General features: G+C 33.0%; 10 protein-coding genes and 1 pseudogene. 8 read left to right on the top strand and 3 right to left on the bottom strand.

What is annotated here, in order from left to right; genetic code table 11:
• Positions 1-91 precede the first annotated feature (91 nt).
• Complete coding sequence (gene lepA, locus AC5LXV_RS15415) at positions 92-1,903, bottom strand: translation elongation factor 4 (protein WP_493466949.1); 1,812 nt, start codon at positions 1,901-1,903, stop codon at positions 92-94.
• A 115-nt stretch (positions 1,904-2,018) separates the two neighbouring features.
• On the opposite strand from lepA, the gene AC5LXV_RS15410 reads away from it, so the two are divergent.
• From AC5LXV_RS15410 to AC5LXV_RS15375, 8 genes are all read left to right on the top strand, one after another.
• Positions 2,019-2,450 (top strand): MerR family transcriptional regulator, encoded by a 432-nt coding sequence (locus AC5LXV_RS15410; RefSeq protein ID WP_110422660.1) that lies wholly within the window; start codon positions 2,019-2,021, stop codon positions 2,448-2,450.
• A 302-nt stretch (positions 2,451-2,752) separates the two neighbouring features.
• A complete protein-coding gene (locus AC5LXV_RS15405) occupies positions 2,753-3,055 on the top strand; it encodes a PTS sugar transporter subunit IIB (protein ID WP_110422661.1) in 303 nt (100 codons plus the stop codon).
• 12 nt (positions 3,056-3,067) lie between these two features.
• Positions 3,068-4,354, top strand: coding sequence for a PTS transporter subunit IIC (locus tag AC5LXV_RS15400; protein WP_493452238.1), 1,287 nt, complete (start codon positions 3,068-3,070; stop codon positions 4,352-4,354).
• Positions 4,355-4,396: 42 nt separating this feature from the next.
• A complete protein-coding gene (locus AC5LXV_RS15395; RefSeq protein ID WP_493466948.1) occupies positions 4,397-4,861 on the top strand; it encodes a PTS sugar transporter subunit IIA in 465 nt (154 codons plus the stop codon).
• Positions 4,858-5,514 (top strand): ribulose-phosphate 3-epimerase, encoded by a 657-nt coding sequence (gene rpe, locus AC5LXV_RS15390; protein ID WP_493460794.1) that lies wholly within the window; start codon positions 4,858-4,860, stop codon positions 5,512-5,514. Before AC5LXV_RS15395 ends, rpe begins: the two co-directional genes overlap by 4 nt.
• Before the next feature lie 18 nt (positions 5,515-5,532).
• Entirely contained in the window at positions 5,533-6,285 is a 753-nt protein-coding gene (locus AC5LXV_RS15385) for an SDR family NAD(P)-dependent oxidoreductase (RefSeq protein ID WP_110432643.1), read from the top strand.
• Positions 6,286-6,304: 19 nt separating this feature from the next.
• On the top strand, positions 6,305-6,844 hold the full coding sequence (gene hxlB / locus AC5LXV_RS15380; protein WP_110432644.1) for a 6-phospho-3-hexuloisomerase: 540 nt from the start codon (positions 6,305-6,307) through the stop codon (positions 6,842-6,844).
• A gap of 80 nt (positions 6,845-6,924) precedes the next feature.
• Positions 6,925-8,997 (top strand): BglG family transcription antiterminator, encoded by a 2,073-nt coding sequence (locus AC5LXV_RS15375; RefSeq protein WP_493466947.1) that lies wholly within the window; start codon positions 6,925-6,927, stop codon positions 8,995-8,997.
• Positions 8,998-9,123: 126 nt separating this feature from the next.
• Here AC5LXV_RS15375 and AC5LXV_RS15370 read toward each other — a convergent pair.
• Positions 9,124-10,274: pseudogene (locus tag AC5LXV_RS15370) on the bottom strand (IS3 family transposase).
• Between the two features lie 323 nt (positions 10,275-10,597).
• Positions 10,598-11,104: a LemA family protein gene (locus AC5LXV_RS15365; protein ID WP_493468010.1), complete on the bottom strand. Its 507-nt coding sequence runs from the start codon at positions 11,102-11,104 to the stop codon at positions 10,598-10,600.
• Positions 11,105-13,023: the final 1,919 nt, after the last annotated feature.

Below are 13,023 nucleotides of genomic sequence, written 5' to 3'. Positions count from 1 at the left end.
AAAGACAGTTTCGCCGGCAATTGCCGGCGAAATTGTTATTTAATGTTGATTAATTATGTAAGCAATGGTTAATTTCAACTAGCCTACATCATTAATGAATATCCAACACGGCATGAAAGGCCTCTTGAGGAATATCAACACCGCCAAATTTACGTTGTCTAATTTTATTTTCCTTAATATTTTTAGCTATCTTTTTCTTTTTCGATGCTGAGCCGGAATAGCCGCGTCCGGTAACACTTTTGCGCAATGGTGGAATATCTTCGCGTGCAATAACTTTATTCTCAACTACCGATTGCACCGGCATTGGGTAGAGTTTACGTGGAATGACATGTTTCATCTTCTGCACAATTTGCTTGCCTCGTTCGAAGCTTTTATCGCGTGGTAAAATAAAAGAAAACGCATCGACAATCTCATCATTCAACCAGATATCCATTTTTACCAAATCAGAGACAATATAGCTTCGATCACGATAATCTATTGATGCATAACCATGGGTAATGGATTTGAGAGAATCATAAAAGTTGTAGGCAATTTCCGAAATAGGCAATTTAAAGGTTAATTCTGCCATTTTATTATTCAGATAAACCATATCGACATAAATTCCCCGTTTTTCCTGACAAAGTTCCATTATTTCACCAATATTTTCCATTGGAATGATAATGGCAGCATCAATAAAAGGCTCTTCAATGTAGGCAATCTTTTCAAAACTTGGCAGTAACATAGGATTATTAACGCTAAGCATCTCACCATTTTTTAACGTTACCCGATACTCAACACTCGGAAAGGTAGAGAGAATTTCGATACCATATTCTCGTTCAAGCCTTTCTTGAATAATTTCCATATGTAAAATACCGAGAAAACCACACCTAAAACCAGCCCCCAATGCCATGGAATTTTCTTGTTTATAAATGAAAGCCGAATCATTAAGCGATAATTTTTCCACCGCATCTTTCAATTTTTCTTGGTCTTCATTTTTTATAGGAAACAACCCAGCATAAACCATTGGTTTGACTTCTTTATAGCCGGGTACGGCTTCGGTATCTGGTTGATTAGGATCGATTAAAGTGTCACCAACTTTTACGTTGGATACAATTTTAATATTCGTTGAAATAAATCCGACTTCACCGGCCATAAGTGCATCAACTGATTTCATCGCGGGTAAAAATACCCCAACTTGCAATGCTTCGAACTCAAGATCACTTTTGAGCATTTTAATTTTCATGCCGGTATGGATTGAACCGTTAAAAATGCGCACATGTAATACAACACCGCGATAGACATCATAGTGAGAATCGAATATTAATGCCTGCAACGGTTTTTCTTGATCACCTTTGGGTGCCGGAATATTTTCAATGATTGATGCCAAAATATTATCAACCCCAACCCCACTTTTAGCAGAGGCTAAAATCACCTTATCTAAATTTATGCCGTCAAGTTCTTCAAGTTCTTGCATTACACTTTGAGTATCGGCATTAGGCATATCGATTTTATTGATTACCGGAATAATTGTTAAATTTTGCTCCTGAGCCAATTTTAAATTAGCAATGGTTTGTGCTTGCACGCCTTGTGTTGCATCGACAAGCAATAACGCACCTTCACAAGCAGCTAAACTGCGTGAAACTTCATAATTAAAATCAGTATGACCTGGGGTATCGATTAGGTTTAATTCATATTCAAGACCATCGGATGCTTTATAATACATACGTACAGTTTGCAACTTAATAGTAATTCCACGTTCTCTTTCAAGATCCATGTTATCTAATAATTGCTCTTTCATATCACGTTCAGAGACAGTATTGGTCATCTCAATTAATCTATCTGCCAGTGTTGATTTACCGTGATCGATATGGGCAATAATACAAAAATTTCTTATACTGTTTGGGTTCACGTTCATTTCTCCCATACTTTTCTTAACAATTGGCGTGAACTATAATGGTTAGAGTAACTCTAAGTCAAGTTTAGAGGCATATCATAATTAACACTCTATTTAATTGATTTATAACTATATAAGGATAAATATGGTAAATATTAACGATTGTATTTTATCAATAGCCCAAAATGGTGAACTAAACCAAACACCTAAATACTCGGTGACTAAAGCAGCAAAACTATTAGGCTTGTCAGCTCACACGCTTAGGTATTATGACTCACTTAATCTATTTCCATTTTTACAACGCGATCAAAATGAAAAACGGTTATTTTCTGATGCCGATTTACAATGGGCAAAATTGATTGAATGCTTACGTAACGCCAATATGTCAATTAAAGATGTGCAACACTATGTTAAGCTCTGCTTACAAGGTGACGAAACGTTAGATGAACGTTTAGCTATCATCAATCAACAAGAAAAGACGTTAATGGATACTATCACGTTATTAAACGAACAATTAGCGTTATTGCGGTTTAAAAAACAGTATTATAAGACAGCCCATCAACTAAAAAAACCGTAAACAGTTTTCATTAACCAAAAGTTGAGCAATGGGGTTTTTGATTAACCTTATTCGCCTTATTGCTAATAAAAAATTTCTTTAAAGTCAATCTGTTAGATAATTCCATCAACGGCTTTTCTTCAAACATCCAACATTCATCTCATTATTTTCCTTTCAATAATTAGCACAATTTCTTTCCAACTTGAGGAAATAAAGTTGGCTTTACCCATTTTTTCATCTATGGGATAGTTTTTAACAACGGAACTAGAGCACTTTTTAAATCATTACCGATTTAAATTTTAATTAGGAATTGGAGGCAAAGTATGGCGAAAGAATTAAATATTTTGGTTGCTTGTGGTAGTGGCGTTGCAACTTCAACCATTGCTGTTAACGCAATTAAGGAGATTTTAAAAGAAACCAATATAGCAGCAAAACTTTTCAAATGCAGTTTAGGTGAATTAGAAACAAAACAGAATGATGTCGATTTGATTTTAACTACTGCAAATTATAAGAAACCGCTGAAAACTCATCACTTAAATGTTTTTAATCTAGTTTCTGGGGTTAATGTCGAAACAACCAAAGAAAAATTGATTCAAATTTGTACCGAGTTATTAAATAACGAGTAAGGAGATAAAATCATGGTTGATTTCTTTGTCAGTTTTTTTCATACCATTTCAGAATTGGGGGCAGTAGTACTACTCCCTATTGTGATAGCGTTATTAGGGCTTTTTTTTCGAATGAAAATAGGGCCAGCAATTAAATCTGGATTGATGGTTGGTATTGGTTTTCAAGGTTTAGTGTTAGCACTTAATTTGTTGATGTCCACCATTAGTCCAATTATTGCTCACTATGAAGCAATGGGATCTGGATTTACCACAATTGATGTCGGCTTTGCCGCTATAGGTGGTGCGGCTTGGTCAATCCCAGTGGTAGTATTTTGTATACCTGTTATTATTCTAATAAATATCTTATTGATTAAATTGAAAATAGTTAAAGTAATCAATATTGATGTTTGGAATTTTATTCACTTTATGATTCCTGGGGCATTAGCTATAGCCTTATTCGATAGTATTCTAATTGGTGTAATTGTCACGATATCACTCTCTATTATCACCTTATTTTGTGCCCAATGGGTTGCGCCTAAATGGGAAGAATATTTTGGACTGGAAGGGACTACCTGTACCACACTAGCATTTGTTTCATTTATTTATCCTCTTGGTCTATTTATTAATAAAGTTATTGATTGCATTCCTGGTCTTAACAAACTTGAAATCAATATGAGTAAAATTGAAAGCAAATTAGGTATCTTCGGCGATCCGACTTTTATTGGTATTTTCGTCGGTGCATTTTTAGGTATCTTGACGGGTCAAAATATTCCGACAATTTTAATTATTTGTATGGGATTTGCCGCCGTAATGATCTTAATTCCTCGTATGGTAGGAATTATGATGGAGGGCGTGACGCCAATTGGTAATGCAGCCACAGCTTTCATAAAAAAACATATTGATAAAGATAGTAAGTTTTATATTGGAATGGATATCGCATTAGGTTTAGGTGATCCTGCTTGCATTACAGTTACCGCAATGACAATTCCTTTTGTTATCGCTTTTGCTTTTATTATTCCCAATATGACGTTTTTCCCTCTAGGTTTATTAGCTCAGGTTTGTTACCTAACGCCAATGATCGTACTTGCCAGTAAAGGCAATGTTTTTAGAAGTACGGTCTGTTCAATTATTTGCATGTTCTTTGTTTGCTATTTCGCCAATTTATTTGCGCCGGAAGCAACCCAAATGATGAAGTATGCCGGTTTAGATCTGTTTACTCATAATCCCAATGCTATGGTTACTGATGGCGGTCATTTTGGATGGAATCCGGGTAGTATTTTAGTTTCATTAATTCACAGACTTATGGAACTTTTTGCCTAAACCGCAAATATATTGGATAAACAATTAAAGAGTATTTAAACGATGCCAAAATTAAAAAAATATATTGCTATTGAAGGGAACACAACATCACGAGACGAAGCGATTAAACTCTGTGGAGACGCGCTTTATCAAGCAGGTTTTGTTGAAAAGGATTTTTATATCGATTGCATCAATCGTGAGAATGAATATCCAACAGGTCTTGATACCAAGATCCCTGTCGCGATACCGCATTGTCAATCTGATCTAATTAATACCAGTGGTGTCTGTTATTTAAGGTTGGATCAACCGGTGAAATTCCATCGATTAGATGATGATACCCAGTCAATAGTAACACGCCATATTTTTAATTTAGCTATTAAAAATGGTGATGACCATTTAGCGATGCTTAGTGCAATGATGGAATGTTTCTCCAAAGCCGAATTTATATTACGGCTTGAAAAAGAGGGGATTAAAAATGTGCCAACATTACTTGAATTATATTTTGATGCAGGAGGGAATGATAAATGAGGAGAGAATACAAAATCTCGCCATCGGTTTTTGCAGCAGATCTTGGATCTCTGAAAATACAACTAGCTGAACTGGAAAATAGCCATATTGAATTGTTACATGTTGATGTAATGGATGGGCATTTTGTTGAACGAATAGCTTTTGGCGCTGATCATATTCGCGCCTTAAAAAAAATGACTAAACTGCCTTTGGATGTTCATTTGATGGTACAAAATCCTGAAGTTCATCTTGATGCCATAATCGCGGCAGGTGCCGATATTATAACCTTTCATCAAGAAGCCACAACAAGACACTTAAGTTGTTTACAGAAAATTAGAAAAGCCGGAATTAAGGCAGGTATAGTTTTAAATCCCGGTACTTGCGAAGATTCGATTAAATATCTTTTAGATGATATCGATATGATTTTACTAATGACAGTTAACCCAGGAGAAGGTGGACAACATTTCTTGACCTCGGTGTTAGAAAAAATCAAACGAGTTCACAATCTAATAGGTAATAGAGCTATAGATCTGGAAGTTGACGGTAGCATTGATAATAAAACCATCAAACTTTGTCATGAGGCCGGTGCCAATGTATTTGTTTCTGGTGGTTATCTATTTAACGGAAATATTAGTGAAAATATTGCCAGTTTACGCCAAGCGTTGGCGAAATAAATTTTGAGGGCATTACAAATGGAAAACTTTAAAAATAAAGTGGTGTTAGTCACAGGTGCAGCTAATGGAATAGGCAAAGGTATTGCGGAAAAATTTGCCTCAGCAGGCGCACATACTGTCATTGTTGATTTTGATTCTACCCAAGGGAAAGCAACAGCTGAACAGCTATCGCAAAAATATGTTAAATCTATTTTTGTCCAAGCGGATGTATCAAATAGTGACGCAATGCTAAAAGTAAGGGAAGAAACTTTTAAAGCTTTTGGCCGAATTGATATTTTAGTCTTAAATGCCGGCGTTGCTTATGCAAATAAAGTCGACAATATTTCTGTTGAGGAGTGGTTAAAAACCATAAATATTAATTTAAGTGGCTTGTTTTATACTGTCAAAGCTTTCTATGAGGACTTTCTAACCAATAAAGGGTCAATAGTTTATATAAGTTCAGGTTCTGCACTTAGTGGCACTGGAGGAGGGGTATCTTATCCAGCCTCTAAAGCCGGCGGGGAAGGTTTAATGCGTGGGCTGGCAAAAGAGCTTGGTCCCAAAGGGGTAAATGTAAATATTATTGCTCCGCGACTTATCGATTCTGGAAAAATGATGCGTGTTAATTATCCCACTCAAGCAAGCTTAGATGCAGTATTAGAGAAAATTCCTGTACGTCGCTTAGGTACCATCGAGGATGTGGCTAATTTAACGTTATTTCTTGCGAATAAAGATAACTCCTATATCCAAGGGCAAACCATATTATTAGATGGCGGCAGAACAATTGCTTAGTTAAAGGTAGGATGAAGATATGCAAGCACAAATCATTGTTAATGAACTTAATCGTTCTATTAATTGTTTAAATCAACAAGACATCGACAATTTTGTTAAAAAAGTTGAAAGTCATAAACGTATTTTTGTTTATGGTATGGGAAGATCCGGATTGATGCTGAAAGCTTTTGCTATGAGATTAATGCAACTGGGTTTTATTGCTTACGTGGTTGGCGAAACAACAACACCTGCCGTTCAAAAAGGCGATTTATTGATCGTTGCTTCCGCTTCAGGTGAAACTGGCACAGTCAATCTGACGGTTGAATCGGCATTAAAGCAAGGGGTCGCTGTTGCTTCTATTACATCCACACCTAGTTCAACACTCGGCAAATTACAATCTCCTGATCTGGTGGTAGAGTCAGGAACAAAATTCACGACTTCTCAAGTAAGTGTGCAACCATTGGGTAGTTTATTTGAACAAATGCTATTAATTATGTTTGATACGATTATTTTAATCATCAGCGACAAGCAATCAAATGCCAATGAGCATATGGCTAATAAACATGCAAGCCTTGAGTAATCATAAATAATTAGGCCAATGAAATATTGGCCATAAACGTTTTAAATCAAGGATCGTTTTTTTCTTAGGCTGGTGATGATATGAAAAAACGCAGTATGGAAATACTACAGAAACTTATTGAGCATCCTCATCAAGAATTAACTATTCACAAATTGATGGAAGGTTGGCATAAATCGGAAAAAACGTTAAGGAATGATATTCAAGAAATATTAGATTACATCAAAATTATTAAATTAAAATCTACTATAGAGTTTGATGGTCAGACATTGAAATTTATTGGTCATTCAAGCATCCATTCTATGCAAGATATTTTTAAGCAACTCAATACCTACTATTACCGTATGTCCTTAGATGAACGGAAAATTTATATCATCGTTAAATTACTTTACCAACAAGATTATTTTGCTATGCAGCAGTTAGCTGATGATATGTGTGTGACACGCAACACTATTGTAGATGATTGTAAAAATGTAGATGAATATTTAAAAAGACATCACATTATATTTGAATCAAAAAGTAAAAAAGGAATAAAAATTGTTGTTGATAACCAAGAAAACATCACACTTCTTTTAATCGATATTTTTAATAATTTAATTCCATCCCTTACTTTTGAAAAAACGTTTTTTCCACAACTGATTATTAACTTAACCGGATTTAAGTATTCGCTTGCTGATGTCGCATTTTATATGGAGTCCTATGCAAAAGATAATAATATGATTTTTGCCAAAGAAAGCTTTCATTATGTTGCAATTTGTATATTTGTTTTAATAAATAGGATGATTCAGGTGCCTTATGCCGTTAAAACCAACAAACAGCAAAAAGAGTTGCAACTAGATACGGTAGGATTAATTGTTCAATATGTAATGAATAAACTTGATTATAAAGATATTACCGATGACAAGATTATTAATATTGAACGAATTATTCTTACCAGCCAACTGTCCCCACAGATCCAAAGTATTAATGATTTTGAACTCTATGGCGTTATTTGCCATTTTTTATTAGCAATCAGCAGCGAAATTGATATCGATTTAAAATCGGATGATTTATTAATTAAGTCATTAATATCGCATATAAAAAGTATGCATAATTGGAATGATACCGATATTGATTTTGACATCAATGAAGATTATGGCGTAGCAGAAATATTTAGATTAAAAAATATCGCTGAGAATAAATATCAGATATTAGAAAAATATTTACAATATTCACTCAATACCAATATGAAAAATAGCATTATTATTCATATTTGTGCGGCTATTTTGCGAAACCGACAAAATATGGACCCTTTCAATGTAATTATTTCATGTCCAGGTAGTATGGCGACCAGTAAATATCTTGAAGTCCAAATTAAGAACTATTTCAATTTTAATGTGGTTGATACAATGACGACTAAACAAATTGAAAGAGTTAAAGGACAATTTAATAATGTGGATTTTATTATTTCAACTGTCAAAATTCCTCAGTGTAATTTACCCGTAGTTGTGGTTAGTCCTTGGATAACCATTGACGATATCAATAAAATCCAACGATTAAATATTAAAAAGAAACAGAATGAAATAGAGCCTTGGAATGCATATCCAATATTGGCAAAACTTTATTCCGTCTATAAATCGGCAAACAGTCATAAAATTGCCTATCTTAATGAAAATATAGAATTATTACTTGAAAAATCAAATATTAATTCTAATAGTTCGCCTTCTCCAGTATTGCTTGATATGTTAAAACTAAAATATATCTATACTTCTGATCAAAAACTCCATTGGAAACTAGCGATGAAAAAAGCCGCCGAAGAATTAATTAAAGATGGATATTTTGATCAGAATTATCTTACTGAAGCCATTGATAATGTAAAAGAATATGGCGCTTATATCATAATCAGTCACGGTGTAGCTTTAGCCCACGCCGGCAAAACATCTGAAGTGTATCGAGATGGTATTAGCTTATTAGTAGCTAAAGATGGCATTTTTTTTGATGAAGGTGAGCAAGTGAATTTATTGTTCTTTTTTTCGCAAAAATCTGATATTGAGTATCTGGAACTTTTTAAAGAGCTCATTAAATTAGGCGAAGCTTTCAGTAACATTGATAAGATAAAAACCGCCAAAACAAGTAAAGAGGTTTATCAGCGGATAAAAGAGATACTACATAAATAACAAAACTAATCAGCAAGATAACCAACTAAAAATGTCTCCTCTATCAGAGGATCTCTAGAAAATAAAATGATTAAACCAATTCTAGCTATCAATTTCTGGATGAGATGGTTGATCCTCGCCAAAATATTAGACAGAGCCTACCTCTATCATTTTTTCGTTTTGGTAATATTGTTGTTGATATTGCTGCGGTGATACCCAGCCATTGGCTGAATGACGGCGTATCCGATTATAATAGATTTCAATATATTCAAATAGTGCTTAATTAGCCTGCTTCCTCGTTTTGTAGTAACAGTCATGAATAATATGTGTTTTGAGTGTATGAAAAAAACTCTCAACAACCGCATTATCAAAGCAGTTGCCTCTTCGACTCATGCTTTGCCTTAGCCCATATTGTAACAATAATTGCTTGAAATCAGCACTGCAATATTGGCTTCCTTGGTCACTATGAATGAGTACATTTTTAGGAAAGTGACACCGAAATAAAGCTTGTTTTAATGTATTACACACTAAATGGCGGTCTATGTAGCGACTGGTTTGCCTAGCAATCACTTTTCGTCCATATAAATCGATAATCACCGACAAATATAACCAACCTTCACCCGTTTTAATATAAGTAATATCGGTTACCCATGTTTTATTAGGCTTATCAGGATTAAATTGCCTATCTAACGTGTTGGGCGCAATATTGTGATGAGTCTTGTCTGTTTTATGCTTGAATTTACGTGCTGCTTTACTCCGTAATCCCAATTGTTGCAAAACACGGCTAATTGTCCTTTCTGAAACTTGATAGCCTGCTTCTCTTGCATCATGAAGCAGGCTTGGCGCACCCAAACGGGCTTTATGTTGCCAATACTGCTTTTGGATATACTCGCTGAGTTTAGCTGATTTGTTTGCTCTTTTTAACCAAGCATAATAACCCGATGAACTGACACCAAGTAATGAGCATATCCTAGTAACGGGATAGCAGGTTAAATGATTTTTCATATAAGTGTACTTCATCGACTTGGATTGTTGATGAAGTACACATGCGCCTTTTTTAGTATATCATTAGCCATTTTCAGTTCTTTAATCTCTTTTTCTAACGCCATAATCCGCTGTTGCTCAGCGGTTAACTCTCGACGGCTGGTTTTATTCGGGGAAAGTTGCCTAATCCATTTATCTAGGGTTGATTTACCTACACCTAGATGATTGGCAAGTTCGCTGATAGAAAGGTGTGCATTAGATAACGCATAATCCACTGATTGTTGTTTGAATTCGATATTAAATTTTTTGACCATGATATTTGTCTCCTATGATTTTTGTTTATATCATAGAGGCGACTTTTGTCCACTTTTTTGGCGAGGATCAGGTATAAACTTCTCAATTATTTTTACAAAAATAATAAATCAAGATAATTGTCATTTAAAATTAATTAGAAGATTAACTAATAGATAAAATATTTATGAATAAATTAGATGGAACTTGGAGGAAAGGGTGGGGAGGGTGAATAAAATTTCTGTCAATTAACCATCAAAAAAAGAGCCTCTTTTTTTATAAGAAAGATGCCCATCGTTGTTAAATTAATTACTGCTGATTATCTGGTGAATCTTTTTCTGTATTATCATTGATTTTGTTTTTTTATTCTTTTTACATTTTCGCTAGCCGCTGATGCCATTCTACCCATAGTATCTCTTAAAATTTTTCCATCATCAGTTTTAAAAGATACTAATTGATCCATACCATTTTCATCCATCTCAAAATAGGTGGCTTCAACAAAACCTAATTTAGAGGCGTAAAATAGATGAGGAATACTACCACGAGTAGAATTATAGAGTTGTACAGCAGCATTATATGCTTCACGTCTTTCAAGAATTGTCGTTTCAATCTCATCTAATTGAACCATTAATTGTTGATATGTTGTGTTAGCTTTTAAATCAGGAAATCTATTAGCAAGCATCTGCACATTGCCTATTAAATGTGATGCCTCTGAGACAGCGATATTGGCTTTATCGATACTATCGCTTTCAGTAATAGTTAAATGAGTCAACTTTTCATGATCACCATAGCTAGAAGCTATATCTGAAAGTCGTTGAGCGATATCATGTCTTTTTTTGACGGTAGCATATATATTCGATTGTTTTTATTTAACATTTTCAGCTAAACGTCTAAGTTTATTATATGAAAAAAATAACCACACTAAAATTGCTATAAAAATTAAAAATAAAGTAGTTAACATAAATATATAGTCCTATTCATAATTAAATAATCTAATAATCAAATAGGTAGCATTTTTTATAATTGCAATGTAGCGTTTAAGTGAGGTTAAATTATTGTTACTTTTTTACTAATTTATATCACTGATTCAATCAAAACAATTTCTATATACAATTAAAATGGCTACGTATTGAACGCATAAAAATAATAATTATACTTCTTTTGCAACAATTAATTACATACGGTACCATATATTTAAACATGTTACAACTTATTGTTAATTATGGATTTTTTTGATATATATCTGATTAGATAATTATTTTTTACTTGTTAAAATTATTAAATTCTTAGTTATTAATCTATAATATAAAACAGCTTAAATACTGGGTTATCAAATCCATTTAGTTTAGGAATAAATTTGACTTTCCCATACATTGAAACAAGAGTATCTAAAATTCATAAAGTATATCGCTCAATAAACCATTAAATCTGATTTTCTATCTTTTAGGAGGCGGGATCAGGCAAACAAGAAAGAAAATAATTAAAATAGAATTAACCACAAATACCCAATTAATGAACGTAGATAAGATTTTATTTTGATGTGGATCAAAATGTATCGCACGCAGCCGCGCCATATAAAACTGATAACCAAATGTAAAAAAGTAATAAAGGGCAGCACCTATACGTACAAGAGTTAACGATATCTTATTGTGATAATTTATAGGAGCAAAAAAGTAAAAATAAATCCACACAAAAAAGTTAAATATAATTAAAAAAATAAAAAGAATCCATTGAATAATCATTGTTTTTAATTTTCCTCTATAACAAGACATTATTATGATAAAGTTTATTTTCTCTTCTTTTTTCTGCTACTTAAAGGATCTTCTATAAATATATACAAAGCTCCTATGAAAATTGTAGACCATGCAATAAACGCACTCTCTATAACTCCGTCATCCACTAACATGTATATAAATAGATTGACAGCTAAAACAAAATAATTATATGCAATACAATATACTCTTTTACGATTTAAAGATTTATTATAAATAAAATCTTCACGGGTAAATTTAGAAAAATAATAACGGAAAAAGCATCCAATTATAGCTAAACAGTAATAGCAAACACAGATAAAAATTATCATTACTTTTTTCAACCTCAATTAAGTTACTATCAATATTTCTATCTTTTGGGCAGAGGGATCAGGGAAACAAGAAAGTAACAAATTAAAGGTATATTGACTGATAACACGAAACAGATGAAAATAACTAAAATTTTATCTTGATGAGGCTTTAAATGTACCGCGTTGAGCCAAAGCATATAAAAATTATAACCAAGCGCCAGAAGGTAATAAATGGCAGCACCTATACGTACAAGAGTTAATGATATCTTATTGTGATAATTTGTTGGTGCAAAAAAGTAAAAATAAATCCACACAAAAAAATTAAATATAAATAAAAAAATAAAACCAATCCATTGAATAATCATTGTTTATAATTTTCCTCTATAATAAGACATTATTATGACAAATTTTATTTTCTTTTCTTTTTTCTGCTATTTAAATCATCTAAAACATCTTCTAAAAATGTAACAAAAATTACATACAAAACTAGAATTAAAGTTGTAGAAATTAGAATAACAATACTTTTTATCATTCCCTCCTTTATTAAAATATATATAAAAGCAGTGTAAGCTAATACAAAGTAATAATATATAATGCAACATATTCTTTTACCCTTTAAAGATTTATTATAAATAAAATCTTCACGGGTAAATTTAGAAAAATAATAACGGAAAAAGCATCCAATTGTAGCTAAACAGTAATAGCAAACA

Source organism: Gilliamella sp. LMG 34359 (assembly GCF_984569085.1).
This window is presented reverse-complemented; position numbering and strand designations above follow the sequence as displayed.